We start from the raw sequence: 20,353 nt of genomic DNA on the forward strand, positions 1-20,353 counted from the left end.
TCCGGCGCCCGTGGCTCCACTCACGCTCTACTCCTCGTGCTCCCCGGCCGAAGGCTCGGTGCCCTCGACTTCCACCTCGGCCGCGCCGTCCGTGGCCGTGTCGATCTCGTCCCCTTCGGGACCGTCGACCTCTTCGGCCTCGCGGCCGGCCTCGGCGTTACGAGCGATGCCGACCACGGCGTCGCGCTTGCCCAGGTTGATCAGTTGGACGCCCATGGTGTCACGGCCCGTCTCCCTGACTTCATTGACTCGCGTACGAATCACACCGCCGCCGAGCGTGATGGCGAGGATTTCATCCGTCTCCTCGACCACCAGCGCGCCGACGAGCGAACCCCTGTCCTCCACGATCTTGGCGGCCTTGATACCGAGGCCACCGCGACCCTGGACGCGGTACTCGTCGACGGGGGTGCGCTTCGCGTACCCACCGTCGGTGGCGGTGAACACGAACGTACCCGGCCGGACGACATTCATCGAGAGCAGTTCGTCTCCCTCGCGGAAACTCATCCCCTTGACGCCCGAGGTCGCACGCCCCATGGGACGCAGCGCATCGTCCGTTGCGGTGAACCTGATCGACTGCGCCTTCTTGCTGACCAGCAGCAGATCGTCCTCGGACGAAACCAGCTCGGCACCGATCAGCTCGTCGTCGCTGCCGTCCGCGGTCTCCCGCAGATTGATCGCGATGACACCACCCGAACGGGGCGAGTCGTAGTCCTTCAGGGAGGTCTTCTTCACCAGGCCGCCCTTGGTGGCCAGGATCAGATAGGGCGCGGCGTTGTAGTCGCGGATCGCGAGGATCTGGGCGATCTGCTCGTCCGGCTGGAAGGCCAGCAGGTTGGCCACGTGCTGCCCGCGCGCGTCGCGCCCGGCGTCGGGAAGCTCGTACGCCTTCGCGCGGTAGACCCGGCCCTTGTTCGTGAAGAACAGCAGCCAGTGGTGTGTCGTGGAGACGAAGAAGTGGTCGACGATGTCGTCCTGCTTCAGCTTCGTCCCGCGTACGCCCTTGCCGCCGCGCTTCTGCGAACGGTAGTCCTCGGTCTTGGTGCGCTTGACGTAGCCGCCGTTGGTGATGGTGACGACGATGTCCTCTTCGGCGATGAGGTCCTCCATGGACATATCACCGTCGAAGGGCACCAGCGCCGAGCGCCGGTCGTCGCCGAACTTGTCGACGATCGCGGCCAGTTCCTCGCTGACGATCGCGCGCTGGCGCTCCGGCGAGGCAAGGATCTTGTTGTACTCGTTGATCTTGGCCTGCAGCTCGTCGTGCTCGGCCGTGATCTTCTGGTGCTCCAGAGCGGCCAGCCTGCGCAGCTGCATCTCCAGGATCGCGTTCGCCTGGATCTCGTCGATCTCCAGCAGGCCCATCAGGCCCTCGCGCGCGATCTCGACCGTGTTGCTGCGCCGGATCAGCGCGATGACCTCGTCGATCGCGTCCAGCGCCTTGAGCAGACCGCGCAGGATGTGGGCGCGCTCCTCCGCCTTGCGCAGACGGAACTTCGTACGCCGGACGATGACCTCGATCTGGTGCGTCACCCAGTGGCGGATGAACGCGTCGATCGACAGGGTGCGCGGCACCCCGTCCACCAGCGCCAGCATGTTGGCGCCGAAGTTCGACTGCAGATCGGTGTGCTTGTAGAGGTTGTTCAGCACGACCTTGGCGACCGCGTCGCGCTTCAGCACGACGACCAGGCGCTGGCCCGTTCGCGACGAGGTCTCGTCACGGACGTCCGCGATGCCGCCGACCTTGCCGTCCTTCACCAGGTCGGCGATCTTCTGCGCCAGGTTGTCCGGGTTGGTCTGGTACGGGAGCTCCGTCACCACCAGGCACTGGCGGTTCTGGATCTCCTCGACCGCGACGACCGCGCGCATCGTGATGGAGCCGCGCCCGGTCCGGTACGCCTCCTCGATGCCCTTGCGGCCCACGACCAGCGCACCGGTCGGGAAGTCCGGGCCCTTGATCCGCTCGAGCAGGGCGTCCAGGAGCTCCTCGTGCGAGGCCTCCGGGTTCTCCAGGTACCACTGCGCGCCGGCCGCGACCTCGCGGAGGTTGTGCGGCGGGATGTTGGTGGCCATACCGACCGCGATACCCGCCGAACCGTTGACCAGCAGGTTCGGGAAGCGCGCCGGCAGGACCGTCGGCTCCTGGTTGCGCCCGTCGTAGTTGTCCTGGAAGTCGACGGTCTCCTCGTCGATGTCCCGGACCATCTCCATGGACAGCGGCATCATCTTGCACTCGGTGTACCGCATGGCGGCGGCCGGGTCGTTGCCCGGAGAACCGAAGTTGCCGTTGGAGTCCACCAGCGGCATGCGCATCGACCAGTGCTGCGCCAGGCGGACCAGGGCGTCGTAGATCGAGGAGTCGCCGTGCGGGTGGTACGTACCCATGACGTCACCGACGACGCGGGCGCACTTGTAGAAGCCCTTCTCGGGCCGGTAGCCACCGTCGTACATCGCGTACAGGACGCGACGGTGCACGGGCTTCAGCCCGTCCCGTACGTCCGGCAGCGCACGCGACACGATGACGGACATCGCGTAGTCGAGGTAGGAGCGCTGCATCTCCGTCTCGAGCCCGACCGGCTCGATGCGCAGGACAGGCTGTTCTTCCGCGTCAGGGGAAGCGGGGGTGTTCTCGTCGGCCATTGCTGGTCAAAATCCTTTCGAAGCGGTCAGCGACAGACCGACTCAGATGTCGAGGAAGCGAACGTCCTTGGCATTGCGCTGGATGAACGAGCGCCGTGCCTCGACGTCTTCACCCATCAGCACCGAGAACAGGTCGTCGGCCTGGGCCGCATCGTCGAGCGTGACCTGGCCGAGGACGCGGTGGTCGACGTCCATCGTGGTGACGCGCAGCTCCTCGGCGTTCATCTCGCCGAGACCCTTGAAGCGCTGGATCGAGTCTTCCCTGATCCGCTTGCCGTTCTGCTTGCCGAGCTCGACGAGCGCGTCGCGCTCACGGTCCGAGTAGGCGTACTCGAAGTCGTCCCGGCCCCACTTGATCTTGTAGAGCGGCGGACGCGAGAGATACACGTGCCCGGCCTCGACCAGCGGCCGCATGAAGCGGAAGAGGAAGGTCAGCAGCAGGGTGTTGATGTGCTGACCGTCGACGTCGGCGTCCGCCATCAGGATGATCTTGTGATAGCGGAGCTTCTCGATGTCGAAGTCCTCGTGCACACCGGTACCGAACGCCGAGATCAGCGCCTGGACCTCGGTGTTCTGCAGGATCTTGTCGATCCGCGCCTTCTCGACGTTCAGGATCTTGCCTCGGATCGGCAGGATGGCCTGGTACATCGGGTTACGGCCGGACTTCGCCGAACCACCGGCGGAGTCACCCTCGACGATGAAGATCTCGCACTTCGTCGGGTCGTTCGACTGGCAGTCGCTCAGCTTGCCGGGGAGCGACGCCGACTCCAGCAGGCCCTTGCGACGGGTGAGGTCGCGCGCCTTGCGGGCGGCCACGCGGGCCGTCTGCGCCTGGATGGCCTTGCGGATGATGTCCGTGGCCTCGTTCGGGTTGCGGTCGAACCAGTCGGTGAGGTGCTCGTGCACGACCTTCTGCACGAAGGTCTTCGCCTCCGTGTTGCCCAGCTTGGTCTTGGTCTGGCCCTCGAACTGCGGCTCGCCCAGCTTGACGGAGATGATCGCCGTCAGACCCTCGCGGATGTCCTCGCCGGAGAGGTTGTCGTCCTTCTCGCGCAGGATCTTCTTGTCGCGCGCGTACCGGTTGACCAGGCCCGTCATCGCGGCCCTGAAGCCCTCCTCGTGCGTACCGCCCTCATGCGTGTGGATCGTGTTCGCGAAGGAGTACACGCTCTCGCTGTACTGCGAGTTCCACTGCATCGCGATCTCGGCCGAGAGGAGACGCTCCTTGTCCTCGGCCTCGATGTCGATGACCGTCGGGTGGATCATCTCGCCCTTGCGGGAGTTGAGGTACTTCACGAAGTCGACGATGCCGCCCTCGTAGTGGTACTTCACCGTACGAGCCTGCTCGTCGTCCGACTCGTCCGCGGTGTCGGCGCCGACTGTCGCCTTCGCGGATTCGCGCTCGTCGGTCAGCGTCAGGGTCAGGCCCTTGTTGAGGAAGGCCATCTCCTGGAAGCGCCGGGACAGCGTCTCGAAGGAGTACTCGGTGGTCTCGAAGATGTCGCCGTCGGCCCAGAAGGTGACCGAGGTACCGGTCTCCTCGGTCGCCTCGTGCTGGGCGAGTGCCGCGGTCGGGACGCCCGCCTTGTAGTCCTGCGTCCAGCGGTGGCCGTCGGTCCTGATCTCGACGGCGACCTTCGTGGACAGCGCGTTCACCACGGAGACGCCCACGCCGTGCAGACCACCGGAGACGGCGTAGCCGCCGCCGCCGAACTTGCCGCCCGCGTGCAGCACGGTCAGCACGACCTCGACGGCCGGCTTCCCTTCGGACGGGATGATGCCGACGGGGATGCCTCGCCCGTTGTCGATCACCCGGACGCCGCCGTCGGGAAGGATCGTGACGTCAATCTTGTCCGCATGCCCTGCCAGGGCCTCGTCGACGGAGTTGTCGACTACCTCGTACACCAGGTGATGGAGTCCACGCTCACCGGTCGAGCCGATGTACATGCCGGGTCGCTTGCGAACAGCGTCCAAACCCTCGAGGACGGTGATCGCGCTGGCGTCGTACGAGGCGGTGACCTCGCCGTTCTCGCCGGCAGTGGACGGAAGGTTCTCGTTGGGGTTGCCGGAATCGGCCACGAAGCGCCCTTTCTGGCACAGCACAGGCCGGTCTCCGGGCAAGCGGGAACGGCTGCGTCGTTCAGCGTGTTGTCGACGTGTCCCGCAAGCTGACGGGATTGCTGTCCAGTCTACCGGTAGCGCCGACCCGAATGGGGGTTTGCCGGTACCTGAGTCCACATGTGCCGCCCTGAACCTCCTCCGCCCGACTCCCCATATCCGGGAAGGGGCTCCAAGAGGCTCACGCGGGCTTTCAGCGCTTCGGCCTGTCAACCACCGGCTACGGTGAGGGACGCCTCATCGCCCACCACCGGTTTCACGGCCCGCACACAGGGCAGCGGTACGCACCGGAAGCCCCCGCGTTTCACGCGCCGCACCGCAGACCGGACGACGCACATGTTTCACGTGAAACGGAGTCGCTGTTTCACGTGAAACAGCGTCGCCGGAGGGTTCTCAGCCGTACGTGTCCCCGGGGCCGGTACTGCCCGGCGCCCGCAGGCGCCCGAAGCGCTGCGGCGGTCCGCCCGGCCCCAGCACCTTGATCAGCCGCACGGTGCCGTGCCCCAGATCCGCATTCAGCCGGGCGACCAGCTGCGGAGCCAGCAGCCGGAGCTGCGTCGCCCACGCCGTCGAATCGCACTGCACGGTCAGGACCCGCTCATCGGGTTCCTCGTCGTAGCGCAGCGGGACACAGTGCTTCGCCAGGTCCTCCCCGACGATCTGCGGCCACCGCCCCATCACTCCGCCCACCGCAGCCGGCGTCTCCCACCCGCGCTCGGTGATCAACCGGTTGATCGCGGCCCCCAGCGTCAACGGATCCCGTCCGTCGGCACGTGCCCCCGACCGCAGTCCGCCCCGCTTGGCCTGCTTCTTCTCCTGTGCCGCGGCGCCCCGCGCCTTCGCCTGCTCCTTCGCCGCCCGCAGCGCGACCCGCGCCAGATCGACCCCGGAAGGCTCAGGAACCCTGGGCTGCTCGGCGGGGGAGGACGGCTGCCCGCTCACAGGCGTTCCACCGCGCCGTCCGTCACGCCGTACCGCACTCCGGCCAGCACTCCGGGAACGTCGTCGTCCACCGCAGCCGTCACCAGCACCTGCTCACCCGGCGCCACGAGCTCGGCCAGCCGCTCCCGTCGCCGCGCGTCCAGTTCGGCGAAGACGTCGTCCAGCACCAGCACCGGTTCGTTGCCCTCGGCGCGCAGCAGATCGTACGAAGCCAGCCGGAGCGCCAGCGCATACGACCAGGACTCCCCATGGCTCGCGTACCCCTTGGCAGGCAGCCGCCCGAGCTTGAGTACGAGATCGTCCCGGTGGGGTCCGACCAGCGTCACACCGCGCTCGATCTCCTGCTTCCGGGCGTCGACCAGCGCCGCGATCAGCAGCTCGTACAGCTCCTCACGCGTCTGCGCACCCTCGATCCCCTCGCCCAGCGAACTGCGGTACTCGAGCGCCACCGGGCCGCCGCCCGGGGCCAGTTGCTCGTACGCCTTGTCCGCCATCGGCTGCAGCGTCGCGATCAGATCCAGCCGCTGCGCCAACAGTTCCGCACCCACGCGCCCCAGGTGCTGGTCCCACACGTCGAGCGTGGACAGATCCATCGAGCGGCCGCCGTGCCGGCGCGCCATCGCCGCTGATTTCAGCAGGGTGTTGCGCTGCTTCAGCACCCGCTCGTAATCGGAGCGGACCCCGGCGATCCGCGGCGAGCGGGCAGTGATCAGTTCGTCCAGAAACCGGCGGCGCTCACCCGGATCGCCCTTGACCAGCGCCAAGTCCTCGGGGGCGAACAGCACTGTCCGTACGATCCCCAGCACATCACGCGGTCTGACCTGCGAGGACCTGTTGATACGCGCCCGGTTCGCCTTCCCGGGGTTGAGCTCCAGCTCGATCAGCTGCGAGCGCTCGCCCTGCGTGACGGCGGCGCGGATGACGGCCCGGTCGGCACCCATCCGTACCAGCGGCGCGTCGGAGGAGACCCGGTGGCTCCCTAGCGTCGCCAGATAACCGACCGCCTCGACCAGATTGGTCTTGCCCTGGCCGTTGGCGCCCACGAACGCAGTGACGCCCGGATCGAGAGGGACCTCGACCCGGGCGTACGAGCGGAAGTCGGCCAGCGACAGATGCGTGACGTGCATGAGTGCGGTCCGACCTTCCCCCTGCTTGCTGGCTTACTTCTTGTTCTCGACCGCGTGGCCGCCGAACTGGTTGCGCAGTGCCGCGATCATCTTCATCTGCGGGGAGTCGTCCTGGCGGGACGCGAAGCGGGCGAAGAGCGACGCCGTGATCGCGGGAAGCGGTACGGAGTTGTCGATCGCTGCCTCGACCGTCCAGCGGCCCTCGCCGGAGTCGGCGGCGAATCCGCGGAGCTTGTCCAGGTGCTCGTCGTCGTCCAGCGCGTTGACCGCCAGGTCGAGCAGCCAGGAACGGATGACGGTGCCTTCCTGCCAGGAGCGGAAGACCTCGCGCACGTCGGTGACGGAGTCGACCTTCTCCAGCAGCTCCCAGCCCTCGGCGTACGCCTGCATCATGGCGTACTCGATGCCGTTGTGGACCATCTTGGCGAAGTGGCCGGCGCCGACCTTGCCCGCGTGGACCGAGCCGAACTCGCCCTCGGGCTTGAGGGCATCGAAGATGGGCTGCACCTTGGCGACGTTCTCGGCGTCACCGCCGTACATCAGCGCATAGCCGTTCTCCAGGCCCCAGACACCGCCCGAGACACCGCAGTCGACGAAGCCGATGCCCTTGGCCGCGAGCTCCTCGGCGTGCTTCTCGTCGTCCGTCCAGCGGGAGTTCCCGCCGTCGACGACGATGTCGCCCGGCTCCAGCAGCTCACCGAGTTCGTCAACGGTGGACTGGGTCGCGGCACCTGCCGGGACCATCACCCAGACGACCCGCGGGCCCTTGAGCTTGCTGACAAGCTCTCCCAGGCTGTTGACATCCGCGAGGTCCGGATTGCGGTCGTAACCGATGACGGTGTGGCCTGCGCGGCGGATGCGCTCGCGCATGTTGCCGCCCATCTTGCCGAGGCCGACGAGACCGAGCTCCATCAGAAGATCCTTAGTGACGTGGTGGCGTTTCGTACCCGCGTCCGAGCCTACGCCGGGACGCGGGTACACACCTGCGGGGTCAGCCGCTCAGACGTACCGGCATGATCAGGTACTTGTACGCGTCGTCCGCCTCGGCATCCACGGCAGGCCGCCCGCTGAGGAGCGCCGGCTTCGTCGATGTCGTGAAGGACAGCTGGGCGACCGGGGAGTCGATCGCGCTGAGCCCGTCCAGCAGGAACGTCGGGTTGAAGGCGATCGAGATGTCGTCGCCCTCGAGCTTGCAGTCGACCCGCTCCACAGCCTGTGCATCGTCGCTGGAACCGGCTTCGAGGATCAGCACGCCCTGCTCGAAGCTGAGCCGCACCGGAGTGTTCCGCTCGGCCACCAGGGACACACGCTTGACGGCCTCGACGAACGGAGCGGTCTCGATGACGGCGATCGAATTGAACTCCGTCGGGAAGAGCGTCCGGTACTTCGGCAGGTCGCCCTCGAGGAGACGGGTGGTCGTACGCCGCCCGGCACCCTCGAAACCGATCAGGCCCTCACCCGCACCGGAGCCCGAGAGCGCAATGGTGACGGTGTCGCCACTGGTCAGCGACTTGGCGGTGTCCAGGAGCGTCTTGGCGGGCACCAGGGCGACCGCGGAAGCATCCGGGTTCTCCGGCTTCCACAGGAACTCGCGGACCGCGAAGCGGTAGCGGTCGGTGGAGGCCAGGGTGACCGTGTCGCCCTCGATCTCGATACGCACACCGGTCAGGACCGGCAGTGTGTCGTCGCGGCCGGCGGCGATCGCCACCTGGGCGGCGGCGGACGCGAAGACCTCACCAGGAACAGTGCCCGTGGCGGTCGGCATCTGCGGCAGCGCCGGGTACTCCTCCACAGGCAGGGTGTGGAGTGTGAATCGCGAGGATCCGCAGACCACGGTCGCCCGTACACCGTCTGTGGAAATCTCCACCGGACGGTTCGGAAGTGCACGGCAGATGTCGGCGAGCAGCCGCCCCGAAACCAGGACCGTGCCGTCCTCCTCGATCTCTGCGTCGACCGATACCCGTGCCGAGACCTCGTAGTCGAAGCCGGAGAGGCTGAGGGAGCCCTCCTCCGCCTTCAGCAGAAGGCCCGCGAGAACGGGCACCGGCGGACGTGCCGGGAGGCTGCGTGCCGTCCAGGCCACCGCCTCGGCGAGTACATCGCGCTCCACCCGGATCTTCACCGGAACCGCCTCCTGCTGTTGCTCGCTCGCCCTGCTGGCCTCGTCGTCGGCTTGTTGCCGGGGAACAGTCTGACAGCCGCCACCGACACTCGGTGCGAGTCGGGGTCAAGTCGCGACAAGAGGCCAGGGAGGCTCCGGCGCCGAGTTGTGCACAGGCCCCACTTCGAAGCGAAATTCCAGCTAACTCTAGGGGGTAGTAGTAGTAGGGCCTGTGGAAACGGTGGAAAACCTCGTTTTCGCAGGTCAGACCTACTTTTTTGTCCACTGCGCCTGTGGGCGGAGCCGGTGGAAAACCCAGCTGTTCTGTGGACATCGAAAAGTTCTGCACACCCGATGCACAGGACAGGGGTACTTCTCCCCAGCGCTGTCCCCAGCTTTACCCACGTTCCCCACAGCCCAACCGACCTCCTTGGTGTGACGGCTTTCACTCGACCCAGTGACCTCGGGCGTTTCGTTGCCGAACAGTGGACAAGGGTGTGGAGAAGTTGGGGACAAGACAGCTCAGCCTGTGGGCCGTCGGTGGACAACTCGTCCACGCCCCTGTGGATGAAATTTCTGTCCACAGTCTGTGGAGTTCGGTTGACCACAAATCCACAGGCCTCTGACCAGGTGTGATGAAGTCTCAGCAACCGCCCCTGTGGACACAATCTGGACAACTCGGTAGTCCCCAGGGTGTGGACGACGTCCAGCCCCAAGATCTGTGGAGAACACTCTCGCGCGTCCGCGTATTCGAACAGAGGTGGGTCCCGGAACGCCGAAGGGCGCCCGGGGAGTTCGTCCCCGGGCGCCCTTCGAGAGCCCGTACGGCCCCCTGAAAGCTGCTGTGTCAGCCGTTCTTGATGCGGTTGGTGAGCTCGGTGACCTGGTTGTAGATGGACCGGCGCTCGGCCATCAGCGCCCTGATCTTCCGGTCCGCGTGCATCACGGTCGTATGGTCGCGACCGCCGAACTGCGCCCCGATCTTGGGCAGTGACAGATCCGTGAGCTCACGGCAGAGGTACATCGCGATCTGCCGGGCCGTCACCAGCACGCGGCTGCGCGAGGATCCGCAGAGGTCCTCCACCGTCAGCCCGAAGTAGTCGGCCGTGGCCGCCATGATGGCGCTCGCGGTGATCTCGGGCGCCGAGTCCTCGCCACCGGGGATCAGGTCCTTCAGCACGATCTCGGTGAGACCGAGATCCACCGGCTGCCGGTTGAGCGACGCGAACGCCGTCACCCGGATCAGCGCCCCCTCCAGCTCGCGGATGTTGCGCGAGATGCGGGAGGCGATGAACTCCAGTACCTCCGGCGGGGCGTTGAGCTGTTCCTGCACGGCCTTCTTACGAAGGATCGCGATCCGCGTCTCCAGCTCCGGCGGCTGTACGTCGGTCGTCAGACCCCACTCGAAGCGGTTGCGCAGCCGGTCCTCCAGCGTCACCAGCTGCTTGGGCGGCCGGTCGGAGGAGAGCACGATCTGCTTGTTGGCGTTGTGCAGCGTATTGAAGGTGTGGAAGAACTCCTCCTGCGTCGACTCCTTGCTCGCGAGGAACTGGATGTCGTCGACGAGCAGGATGTCCACGTCGCGGTAGCGCTTGCGGAAGGTGTCGCCCTTGCCGTCGCGGATGGAGTTGATGAACTCGTTGGTGAACTCCTCGGAGCTCACGTAGCGCACCCGGGTGCCCGGGTAGAGGCTGCGCGCGTAGTGCCCGATGGCATGCAGCAGGTGGGTCTTGCCGAGCCCCGACTCCCCGTAGATGAAGAGAGGGTTGTACGCCTTCGCCGGCGCCTCGGCGACGGCCACCGCGGCGGCGTGCGCGAAGCGGTTGGACGCGCCGATGACGAAGGTGTCGAAGAGGTACTTCGGATTGAGCCTGGCATGCGGCTCGCCGGGTCCCGCGGCGGGCGCGGGCTGCGCTGCCAGCGGACCCGGCCGTCCGCCACCGGACGGCATCGGGGAGCCGGGACCGCCGCCGTGGCGCGGGCCCTGATGCTCCTGGTCGTCGCGGTGGTCACGGTGGCTCCCGGGACCGCGGTGCTCCGGCTGCTGCTGTTCGTACTGCTGTCGCTCTGGCTGCTGCCGGTAGTCGTGCTGGGGCTGCTGCGACGGGTGCTGCCTGGGGGGCGCGTACGGCTCGCGCCACTGTTCCTGCGAGGGCTCGCGGTCCTGGAACCCGCCGAGGCGCTGCTGCTGCCAGGAGAGATCCTCCTGGGTGCGCGGCCAGGCGCCGGGGTCGGGGCGCTGCTGCTGGTAGTCCGGGTAGGCGGGCCGTGCCGTCGGCATTCCGTCGTCGGCGGGCCTGCGCCCGTAGTCCTCGTAGGTGTCGATGTGGCGCGGCTCGTCGAGCTGCGGGGGTGACGGGTAGTGCTGCTGTACGGGCGGAGCGGGGTCGCCGATCGTGTCGTCGACGGTGATCGCGATCCGGGTCGGGCGGCCGCACTCGAGCGTCAGCATCTCGTTGATGAGCGGGGCGAGCCGGCCCTCGAGAACCTGCTTCCCGTATTCATTCGGGACGGCGAGGAGAGCGGTGTTGTTGATCAGAACAAGCGGCTGGCACCGTTCGATCCACTGCTTGTCCTTCGGCGCGATGTTTTGCTGGCCCTCGCCGAGGAGATGCTCGAGCACGCGTGGCCACACTGCGGCAAGATCGGCAGGTACGTCAGCCACAGGGCACGCTCTCTCGAAGGTCCCACGAATGTGTGGTTCTCGGGACGGGGTGTGAAGGCAGGCAAGTTCAGCCACGGTAGTCGCGGCGGCTGATGACGTTCAAGTTGTTGTCCACAGGCTGGGGACAGTGGACCCCGGCGAGGGTCTGGTTTGACCGGATGGCGTAGCCGCGCGTACCGTAACCAGGTCGAGTTGTCGATGGCTGCTGCCGCCTGCCTCCGATGGGCAAAGATCGCGATCTTGTTGATCGTGTAGCGGTGCACACGGGCGTATACGAGTTCCTCGTGGGCGCACGGTGACAGCCAGGCGATGTCCCGCCACCACCGATTCATTTCTGGAGCCCCCGAGTGAGCAAGCGCACCTTCCAGCCGAACAACCGCCGTCGCGCCAAGACCCACGGCTTCCGCCTGCGGATGCGTACCCGCGCCGGCCGTGCCATCCTGGCCAACCGCCGTGGCAAGGGCCGCAGCAGCCTGTCCGCCTGATCTCGTACAGGTCATGACGTGCTGCCTACCGAGAATCGGCTGAGGCGGCGCGAGGACTTCGCGACCGCGGTACGACGGGGTCGCCGGGCAGGCCGCCCGCTTCTCGTCGTCCATCTGCGTAGCGCAACGGACCCGCATGTGCCTGGGGAGATCACTCCCCCGACGCGTGCGGGTTTCGTCGTGAGCAAGGCAGTGGGCGGAGCGGTCGTTCGCAACGCGGTGAAGCGAAAGCTTCGCCATCTGATGCGTGACCGGCTGCCCCAGCTGCCCCCCGGTAGCCTGGTGGTCGTACGGGCGCTGCCCGGAGCGGGTGACGCCGACCATGCACAGCTGGCCCGAGACCTGGATGCCGCCTTTCAGCGGTTGCTGGGAGGGGGCGCGCGATGAAGTACCCGCTGCTGGCTCTCATCAAGCTGTACCAGTGGACGATCAGCCCCCTGCTGGGGCCCGTCTGCCGGTACTACCCGTCGTGTTCCCACTATGGATATACGGCTATCGACCGGCACGGCGCGGTGAAGGGTACGGCGCTCACCGCCTGGCGCATCCTGCGTTGCAATCCGTGGTCGCCGGGCGGCGTGGACCATGTCCCACCGCGTAAACGTCCGCGTTGGCACGAAGCGCTGCGCAATGCGTGGCGGACAAGCAAGGGCGGGCGCTCCGGTCAGGAGACCGGCCCGGCCGCAGAGACCTCGCCCAATGCTCAAGGAGCCTGATTAGTGGACACGATTGCCGGCTGGTTCAGCTTTATCACCTGGCCTGTTTCCTGGGTCATCGTCCAGTTCCATTCGTTCTACGGATGGATCTTCGGTCCGGACACCGGATGGGCCTGGGGCCTTTCCATCGTGTCCCTGGTGGTCCTGATCCGGATCTGCCTGATCCCGCTCTTCGTGAAGCAGATCAAGTCGACCCGTGGCATGCAGGCGCTCCAGCCGAAGATGAAGGTGATCCAGGAGCGCTACAAGAACGACAAGCAGCGTCAGTCCGAAGAGATGATGAAGCTGTACAAGGAGACGGGTACCAACCCGCTCTCCTCGTGCCTTCCCATCCTGGCGCAGTCGCCGTTCTTCTTCGCCCTGTACCACGTGCTCTCTGCCATCGCGTCTGGCAAGACGATCGGTGTCATCAACCAGCCGCTGCTGGAGAGTGCCCAGAAGGCCCACATCTTCGGTGCCCCGCTGGCTGCGAAGTTCATGGACAGCGCGGCCGACGTCGCGAAGATGAACGCCTCTCTGACCGATGTGCGCATCGTCACCGCGATCATGATCGTGATGATGTCGGGGTCGCAGTTCTACACGCAGCGCCAGCTGATGACGAAGAACGTCGACATGACGGTCAAGACGCCGTTCATGCAGCAGCAGAAGATGCTGATGTACGTCTTCCCGGTCATGTTCGCCGTCATGGGTATCAACTTCCCCGTCGGTGTCCTCGTCTACTGGCTGACCACCAACGTGTGGACCATGGGCCAGCAGATGTTCGTGATCCACCGCAACCCGACTCCGGGCAGTGCCGCGCAGTCCGGGCTCCTGGAGCGGATGCAGAAGCACCTCGTCACGCACGGCAAGGCGCGTACGCGCCACGAGCGCATCATCGTCAAGGGCGTCGCCTCCAAGGAGACGAAGGACCGCAACGATGCCGAGCGCAAGTTCATCACGACGCTGAGCAAGGCCGGGCTGGTCGCCCTGGCGGACGGCACGGTCGAGAAGAGCGACGCAGCGGTTGCTGCGGAGGCCGAGGGCGTCAGCCTCGCGGATGCCGCCCCCAAGCGCCAGCAGCCCAAGCGCCAGTCCAAGTCCCAGCGTCAGACGGGTGGGACCCAGCCGGGCACTGCCAAGACGTCTGAGGCGGCTGTCGATGCTTCCGACTCCGCGGAGAAGACCTCGCTGGAGAAGAAGGACGAGCCGCAGGACGCCAAGCCCACGCAGCAGCAGCGGGCCAAGGCCTCCGGTAACTCACGCCAAGCCAAGCCCGGGCAGCGCAAGGGCCAGCAGCGGCCCAAGCACCCGTCCAAGAAGTAAGAAGGAGCCCCTCCCGTGACGGAAGGCACCACTACCTCCGCCCCCGCCGAAGGCGTCGACACGCTGTCCCGCCTGGAGCAGGAAGGCGAGATCGCGGCCGACTACCTCGAGGGTCTGCTCGACATCGCAGACCTCGACGGTGACATCGACATGGACGTCGAGGCCGACCGGGCTGCGGTATCCATCATCAGCGATGCGAAAAGCCGCGATCTGCAGAAGCTCGTGGGCCGTGACGGTGAGGTGCTGGAGGCTCTTCAGGAGCTCACCCGGCTCGCCGTTCACCGGGAGACCGGGGACCGTAGCCGTCTGATGCTGGACATCGCAGGCTTCCGGGCCAAGAAGCGCGAGGAGCTTGCCGAGCTGGGGGCCAAGGCCGCTGACGAGGTCAAGAACTCCGGCGAGCCGGTGAAGCTCCAGCCGATGACCCCCTTCGAGCGCAAGGTCGTGCACGACGCGGTCGCGGCCGCGGGTCTGCGCAGCGAGTCGGAGGGCGAGGAGCCCCAGCGCTTCGTCGTCGTCCTGCCGGCCTGACCGGCTCATTCGTTCTGTCGGCCCCGTCTGTTCGCAGGCGGGGCCGATCTTTGTCAGCCTGATAGTCAGCCCCCCCCCCAGTGCGCTAGTGCAGTACGGAAGGACGGTCACCCCGTGACGGAGGAAGCAGAGCTCCCCCAGGCGCCCGAAGAGGCGCACGCGGTATTCGGTGAGTTCTACCCGGAGGCTGTCCGGTACGCCGAGCTCCTGGCCGACGCGGGAGTGAAGCGCGGCCTGATCGGCCCGCGCGAAGTCCCACGGCTGTGGGAACGGCATCTGCTGAACTGCGCGGTGCTCTCCGAGGTTGTTCCAGAGGGCGTCACGGTCTGCGACGTCGGATCCGGGGCCGGTCTGCCGGGTATCCCGCTGGCGCTGGTTCGCCGGGATCTCAAGATCACGCTGCTCGAGCCGTTGCTGCGGCGTACCAATTTCCTTCAGGAAGTGGTCGAGCTGCTGGGGCTGGATCATGTGACAGTGGTTCGCGGCCGGGCCGAGGAAGTGCTGGGCAAGCTGCCGCCGGTGCATGTGGTCACCGCGCGAGCGGTGGCTCCACTGGACCGGTTGGCTGGATGGGGAGTGCCGCTGCTCCGCCCGTACGGCGAAATGCTGGCCCTCAAGGGTGACACTGCGGAAGAAGAGATTCAGGGGGCCCGGGCCGCGCTCAGCAAGCTGGGAGTGGTGGAGACCGAGGTGCTGCAGGTCGGCGAGGGAGTGGTCGATCCCATGTCCACCGTCGTGCGCGTCGTGGTCGGGGAGAGCCCCGGTGGTGTGCGCTTCGCAGCGAAGAGGGCCAAGGCGGCGCGGGTGAGCCGCTCGCGCCGGCGCCGCTGATTGGTCGGTTTCCTGATCGGCGTTGTCTACCGACGGTGCTCCATACAAGCTTCCAAACGTACGCATGCCGGAGTGTCGGAGCGGTCTGGGGTGACACCCCAGGCATCGTGTTTCACGTGAAACGTCGCTCTCTGCTGCATGGGATCATCAGTCGCGGTCGTGCGGCATCCTCGCCGCGTGACCGGAAGCCCCTGGGGGCCACGGGGTTGTCCACAAAGGTGGATTCATCCACAGAAGAACATGCCTCGCTGGTTCACAACCCCGAAAGCATGACAGGCTCTGTGCATTGCGAGCCTGAAGTCGAGGAGAGTGAATCCTTGCGGTCCGACGCCAACATCGCGGGACCGATGACCGATCCGGTCCCCGGTCCCCGTACCGAGTCGGCGGGGGAGGATGTTTCACGTGAAACACCGCCCCCGATGGACGACACCCCCATTGGTCGTGCTGCCCAACTGGCAGTGGAAGCTCTTGGCCGTGCCGGCGAAGGTCTGCCACGGCCGGAGCAGACACGTGTGATGGTGGTCGCGAACCAGAAGGGCGGGGTCGGTAAGACCACGACGACGGTCAACCTTGCCGCTTCGCTTGCGCTGCACGGCGCACGCGTTCTGGTGATTGACCTTGATCCACAGGGAAACGCCTCCACGGCGCTGGGGATCGACCATCATTCCGAAGTCCCCTCGATCTACGACGTGCTGGTGGAGAGCAGGCCGCTCTCCGAGGTCGTACAGCCGGTGCCGGACATCGAAGGTCTCTTCTGTGCGCCGGCCACGATCGATCTGGCCGGTGCCGAGATCGAGCTGGTTTCTCTGGTGGCCCGAGAGAGCCGCCTACAGAGGGCGATCCAGGCGTACGAGCAGCCGCTGGACTACATCCTGATCGACTGCCCGCCCTCACTGGGCTTGTTGACGGTCAACGCGATGGTCGCCGGTGCCGAGGTGCTGATCCCCATCCAGTGCGAGTACTACGCGCTGGAAGGACTGGGTCAGCTGCTGCGGAACGTCGACCTTGTGCGGGGGCATCTCAACCCCGATCTGCATGTGTCGACGATCCTGCTCACCATGTACGACGGCAGAACCCGCCTCGCCTCCCAGGTGGCCGACGAAGTGCGCAGCCATTTCGGCCGTGAGGTGCTCCGGACGAGCATTCCGCGCTCCGTACGTATCTCGGAGGCCCCCAGCTACGGGCAGACGGTGCTCACTTACGATCCGGGTTCCAGCGGTTCGCTGTCGTACCTTGAAGCGGCCCGTGAGATCGCGTTGCGGGGGGTCGGAGTGCAGTACGACGCCCAGCACGCGCACACCGGCAGTCAGAACAGCCAGCAGAGCATGTCGGAGGGGATCCAGTGAGCGAGCGACGTAGAGGGCTGGGACGGGGGCTCGGTGCGCTGATCCCCGCCGCCCCCCAGGAGAAGCCGGGGTCGTCTGTCGGTGGGGCTTCGGTCTCCCCCGGGGCAGTGCCGGTACTGACCGCCGAGCGTGGTGTGGCCGCCGCGAAGGTGACCACGCTGCCCGCGAGCACCGTTTCACGTGAAACAGTGCCCCCGCAGGAACCGTCGCCGGACGCTGTCGCGGAAGCGCCGCAGTCGGCAGGGGCGTACTTCGCCGAGCTGCCGCTGGACGCGATCACCCCCAACCCTCGGCAGCCGCGTGAGGTGTTCGACGAGGACGCCCTCGCCGAACTGATCACCTCTATCAAGGAGGTGGGGCTTCTCCAGCCCGTCGTCGTGCGGCAGCTGGGGAGCGAGCGTTTCGAGCTCATCATGGGCGAGAGGCGCTGGCGCGCCTGCCGTGAGGCGGGTCTGGAGCGGATTCCGGCGATTGTCCGGGACACCGACGACGAGAAGCTCCTCCTCGACGCGCTGCTGGAGAACCTTCACCGTGCTCAGCTGAACCCTCTCGAAGAGGCTGCGGCGTACGACCAGTTGCTGAAGGACTTCAACTGCACGCACGACCAGCTGGCCGACCGGATCGGCCGCTCGCGGCCGCAGGTCTCCAACACGCTGCGCCTGCTGAGGCTCTCCGCTCCGGTCCAGCGCAGGGTCGCCGCCGGGGTACTCTCCGCCGGGCATGCGCGGGCGCTGCTCTCGGTGGACGACTCCGAGGAGCAGGACCGCCTGGCGCACCGCATCGTGGCCGAGGGCCTTTCGGTGCGTGCGGTCGAGGAGATCGTGACGCTGATGGGGTCGCGCCCGCAGAGCTCGGCCAAGGCGAAGGGGCCGCGTGCCGGTACTCGGCTGTCGCCTGCGCTCTCCGATCTTGCCTCGCGTCTCTCGGATCGTTTCGAGACGAGGGTGAAGGTCGACCTGGGGCAGAAGAAGGGGAAGATCGTCGTCGAGTTCGCCTCGATGGAGGATCTGGACCGCATTCTCGGCTCTCTGGCTCCGGGTGAGGGCCGCGTCTTCGACAAGGCTCCGGCCGAGGAGGCTGCTGCGGAGGACGACGAGGGCTGAGCCCGCGTACCACTGCAGGGGCGGGTCGTGTCCGGTACGTACCGGACACGACCCGCCCTTTGCTTTCTGACGGTATGCGTGCGATGGCGGGATGGATACGATGCGTTGGGTATGGCGCATCCACCTTGATCCACCTCGGAGGGAGGGCGGGGCCCATGCAGTCGGTGAGCCGCACTCGTCTGGTGACCGCTGGCCTGGGGCTGGGGGCGGTCGGCGGATTCGTCGGCAGTCTGCTCAGGGAGCGGACCGTGCTCACTGCCGCCCGTGGTGCGGCAGGCGAAGGAAGTGAGGAGCAACCTTCATGGGGCGTCGGCTCGTACCGCTCACACTGGACAACCTTCCGGACCTCCCCAAGCGCTGCCGCTCATGCGTTTTCTGGGAGCTTGATCCGGTCAGTGGAGAAGCTGCGGTAAAGGCCGGCACGCCCGAGCTGGAGAAGGAAGCCTGGATTTCGGCTGTCCTGCTGGAATGGGGCTCGTGCGGCAGGGTTGTCTATGTGGACGATGTCCCGGTGGGTTTTGTCCTCTACGCGCCCCCGGCCTATGTGCCGCGCTCCACGGCTTTCCCTACCAGCCCTGTCTCACCCGATGCCGTTCAGCTGATGACGGCGTGGATCATGCCGGGTTACCAAGGCCAGGGTCTTGGGAGAGTGATGGTGCAGACGGTGGCCAAGGATCTGCTGCGACGGAACTTCAAGGCGATCGAAGCGTTCGGAGATGCACGCTGGAAAGAGCCCGGGTGTGTGCTGCCGGCCGATCATCTGCTCTCCGTGGGGTTCAAGACCGTACGTCCGCACCCTGTTCACCCCCGGCTGAGGCTTGAGCTGCGTACGACGCTCTCGTGGAAAGAGGATGTCGAGCTTGCTCTGGACCGTCTCCTGGGCGCGGTACAGAAAGAGCCGGTTCTGCGTCCGCTCTGAGGATCGCTCTCACAGAAGCCAGAAAACAGGGGCCGCCCCGAAGGGCGGCCCCTGTTTCACGTGAAACGCGGTGCGTCAGGCCTTGGCCTCGTCGCCGATGAAGCCCTCGAGGTCGCGGACGATCGCGGCCTTCGGCTTGGCGCCGACGATGGTCTTCGCGACCTCGCCGCCCTGGTAGACGTTGAGCGTCGGGATGGACATCACGCCGTACTTGGCAGCGGTTTCCGGGTTCTCGTCAATGTTGAGCTTGACGATCTCGATCTGCTCGCCGTACTCGGCCGCGATCGCCTCGAGGGACGGGGCGATCTGGCGGCACGGGCCGCACCAGGCAGCCCAGAAGTCCACCAGTACAGGCTTGTCGTTCTTGAGAACGTCCTGCTCGAAGGAGTCGTCAGTCACGTTCTTCAGGGTGCCGGCCACGGCGGCCTCCTCATTCTCGGGGTGTGGGGGTGAAAGAAGTCTCGGTCAGACCGCGGCGGTGGCGGCCTTCTCGCTGTCGGCGAGGGCGGCAAGGAACCGCTCGGCGTCGAGGGCGGCGGAGCAGCCCGTGCCCGCAGCGGTGATCGCCTGCCGGTAGGTGTGGTCGACGACGTCTCCGGCACCGAAGACACCGGCCAGGTTGGTGCGCGTCGACGGTGCGGCGACCTTCAGGTAGCCCTCGTCGTCCAGGTCCAACTGGCCGTTGAAGAGCTCGGTGCGAGGGTCGTGGCCGACGGCGATGAAGAGGCCGGTGACCGGCAGCTCGGAGGTCTCGCCGGTCTTCGTGTTGCGCAGGGTCAGACCGGAGAGCTTCTGCTCGCCGTGGATCTCGGCGACCTCGCTGTCCCACGCGAACTTGATCTTCGGGTCGGCGATGGCACGTTCCTGCATGGCCTTCGAGGCACGCAGGGTGTCGCGGCGGTGGACGATGGTGACGGACTTGGCGAAGCGCGAGAGGAAGGTTGCTTCTTCCATCGCGGTGTCGCCACCGCCGATGACGGCGATGTCCTGGTCCTTGAAGAAGAACCCGTCGCAGGTGGCACACCAGGAGACGCCGCGGCCGGAGAGCACGTCCTCGTTCGGGAGGCCGAGCTTGCGGTGCTGCGATCCGGTCGTCACGATGACGGCCTTGGCGCGGTGGACGGTGCCCGCGGTGTCGGTGACGGTCTTGATCTCACCGGTCAGGTCGACTGCGACGATGTCGTCGGGGACGAGCTCGGCGCCGAACCGCTCGGCCTGGGCACGCATGTTGTCCATCAGGTCCGGGCCCATGATGCCGTCGCGGAAGCCGGGGAAGTTCTCCACCTCGGTGGTGTTCATCAGCGCACCGCCTGCGGTGACGGCGCCTTCGAACACCAGCGGCTGCAGCGATGCACGCGCGGTGTAGAGCGCCGCGGTGTAACCGGCGGGCCCGGAGCCGATGATGATCACGTTACGGACGTCGCTCACGGGTTTCTTCCTCGTCTCTGCGGGCTGCCTGCTGCCTACTGGTGGCTGGTCCAGTGGACTCTCATCCCACCCAACGGATCCTACGGCGCTCGCATTCCCGAGATG

18 protein-coding genes are annotated in these 20,353 nt (G+C 66.7%); 9 read left to right on the plus strand and 9 right to left on the minus strand.

The window, feature by feature from the left end:
• Positions 1-27 precede the first annotated feature (27 nt).
• The 7 genes from gyrA to dnaA form a co-directional block, all read right to left on the minus strand.
• On the minus strand, positions 28-2,637 hold the full coding sequence (gene gyrA, locus OG707_RS19505; protein WP_329120008.1) for a DNA gyrase subunit A: 2,610 nt from the start codon (positions 2,635-2,637) through the stop codon (positions 28-30).
• 42 nt (positions 2,638-2,679) lie between these two features.
• Positions 2,680-4,740, minus strand: coding sequence for a DNA topoisomerase (ATP-hydrolyzing) subunit B (gyrB, locus tag OG707_RS19510; RefSeq protein WP_329120010.1), 2,061 nt, complete (start codon positions 4,738-4,740; stop codon positions 2,680-2,682).
• Positions 4,741-5,148: 408 nt separating this feature from the next.
• The gene (locus OG707_RS19515; protein ID WP_329120012.1) at positions 5,149-5,697 is read right to left on the minus strand and encodes a DUF721 domain-containing protein; all 549 of its coding nucleotides are present in this window, start codon (positions 5,695-5,697) and stop codon (positions 5,149-5,151) included.
• On the minus strand, positions 5,694-6,824 hold the full coding sequence (recF, locus tag OG707_RS19520) for a DNA replication/repair protein RecF (protein ID WP_329120014.1): 1,131 nt from the start codon (positions 6,822-6,824) through the stop codon (positions 5,694-5,696). The genes OG707_RS19515 and recF overlap by 4 nt, the downstream gene beginning before the upstream one ends.
• 33 nt (positions 6,825-6,857) lie before the next feature.
• Positions 6,858-7,736 carry a phosphogluconate dehydrogenase (NAD(+)-dependent, decarboxylating) gene (gnd, locus tag OG707_RS19525; RefSeq protein WP_329120016.1) on the minus strand — a complete coding sequence of 293 codons (879 nt, stop codon included), beginning with the start codon at positions 7,734-7,736 and terminating at the stop codon, positions 6,858-6,860.
• Between the two features lie 79 nt (positions 7,737-7,815).
• Positions 7,816-8,946, minus strand: a complete 1,131-nt coding sequence (gene dnaN, locus OG707_RS19530) for a DNA polymerase III subunit beta (protein ID WP_329120018.1) — start codon at positions 8,944-8,946, stop codon at positions 7,816-7,818.
• Positions 8,947-9,772: 826 nt separating this feature from the next.
• Complete coding sequence (gene dnaA, locus OG707_RS19535; RefSeq protein WP_329120020.1) at positions 9,773-11,590, minus strand: chromosomal replication initiator protein DnaA; 1,818 nt, start codon at positions 11,588-11,590, stop codon at positions 9,773-9,775.
• A gap of 347 nt (positions 11,591-11,937) precedes the next feature.
• Here dnaA and rpmH point away from each other — a divergent pair, with 347 nt between their 5' ends.
• The 9 genes from rpmH (at position 11,938) to OG707_RS19580 (ending at position 18,820) form a co-directional block, all read left to right on the plus strand.
• Positions 11,938-12,075 (plus strand): 50S ribosomal protein L34, encoded by a 138-nt coding sequence (gene rpmH / locus OG707_RS19540; protein ID WP_003967884.1) that lies wholly within the window; start codon positions 11,938-11,940, stop codon positions 12,073-12,075.
• 18 nt (positions 12,076-12,093) lie between these two features.
• Entirely contained in the window at positions 12,094-12,462 is a 369-nt protein-coding gene (gene rnpA / locus OG707_RS19545; protein ID WP_329120022.1) for a ribonuclease P protein component, read from the plus strand.
• A complete protein-coding gene (gene yidD / locus OG707_RS19550) occupies positions 12,459-12,788 on the plus strand; it encodes a membrane protein insertion efficiency factor YidD (protein WP_329120024.1) in 330 nt (109 codons plus the stop codon). Before rnpA ends, yidD begins: the two co-directional genes overlap by 4 nt.
• A 3-nt stretch (positions 12,789-12,791) precedes the next feature.
• Positions 12,792-14,090: a membrane protein insertase YidC gene (gene yidC / locus OG707_RS19555; protein WP_329120026.1), complete on the plus strand. Its 1,299-nt coding sequence runs from the start codon at positions 12,792-12,794 to the stop codon at positions 14,088-14,090.
• 15 nt (positions 14,091-14,105) lie between these two features.
• A complete protein-coding gene (locus OG707_RS19560; RefSeq protein WP_329120028.1) occupies positions 14,106-14,621 on the plus strand; it encodes a Jag family protein in 516 nt (171 codons plus the stop codon).
• A gap of 114 nt (positions 14,622-14,735) precedes the next feature.
• On the plus strand, positions 14,736-15,452 hold the full coding sequence (gene rsmG, locus OG707_RS19565) for a 16S rRNA (guanine(527)-N(7))-methyltransferase RsmG (RefSeq protein WP_329120030.1): 717 nt from the start codon (positions 14,736-14,738) through the stop codon (positions 15,450-15,452).
• Positions 15,453-15,721: 269 nt separating this feature from the next.
• On the plus strand, positions 15,722-16,798 hold the full coding sequence (locus OG707_RS19570) for a ParA family protein (RefSeq protein ID WP_329127878.1): 1,077 nt from the start codon (positions 15,722-15,724) through the stop codon (positions 16,796-16,798).
• Positions 16,795-17,901 (plus strand): ParB/RepB/Spo0J family partition protein, encoded by a 1,107-nt coding sequence (locus tag OG707_RS19575; protein WP_329120032.1) that lies wholly within the window; start codon positions 16,795-16,797, stop codon positions 17,899-17,901. The genes OG707_RS19570 and OG707_RS19575 overlap by 4 nt, the downstream gene beginning before the upstream one ends.
• 301 nt (positions 17,902-18,202) lie before the next feature.
• Complete coding sequence (locus tag OG707_RS19580; protein ID WP_329120035.1) at positions 18,203-18,820, plus strand: GNAT family N-acetyltransferase; 618 nt, start codon at positions 18,203-18,205, stop codon at positions 18,818-18,820.
• A gap of 75 nt (positions 18,821-18,895) precedes the next feature.
• Here OG707_RS19580 and trxA read toward each other — a convergent pair whose 3' ends face one another.
• Complete coding sequence (trxA, locus tag OG707_RS19585) at positions 18,896-19,240, minus strand: thioredoxin (RefSeq protein ID WP_329120037.1); 345 nt, start codon at positions 19,238-19,240, stop codon at positions 18,896-18,898.
• A gap of 45 nt (positions 19,241-19,285) precedes the next feature.
• A complete protein-coding gene (gene trxB, locus OG707_RS19590) occupies positions 19,286-20,248 on the minus strand; it encodes a thioredoxin-disulfide reductase (RefSeq protein ID WP_329120039.1) in 963 nt (320 codons plus the stop codon).
• Positions 20,249-20,353 lie beyond the last annotated feature (105 nt).

Origin of the sequence: Streptomyces sp. NBC_01465 (genome assembly GCF_036227325.1) — a bacterium.
In the GTDB taxonomy this organism is placed as follows: domain Bacteria; phylum Actinomycetota; class Actinomycetes; order Streptomycetales; family Streptomycetaceae; genus Streptomyces.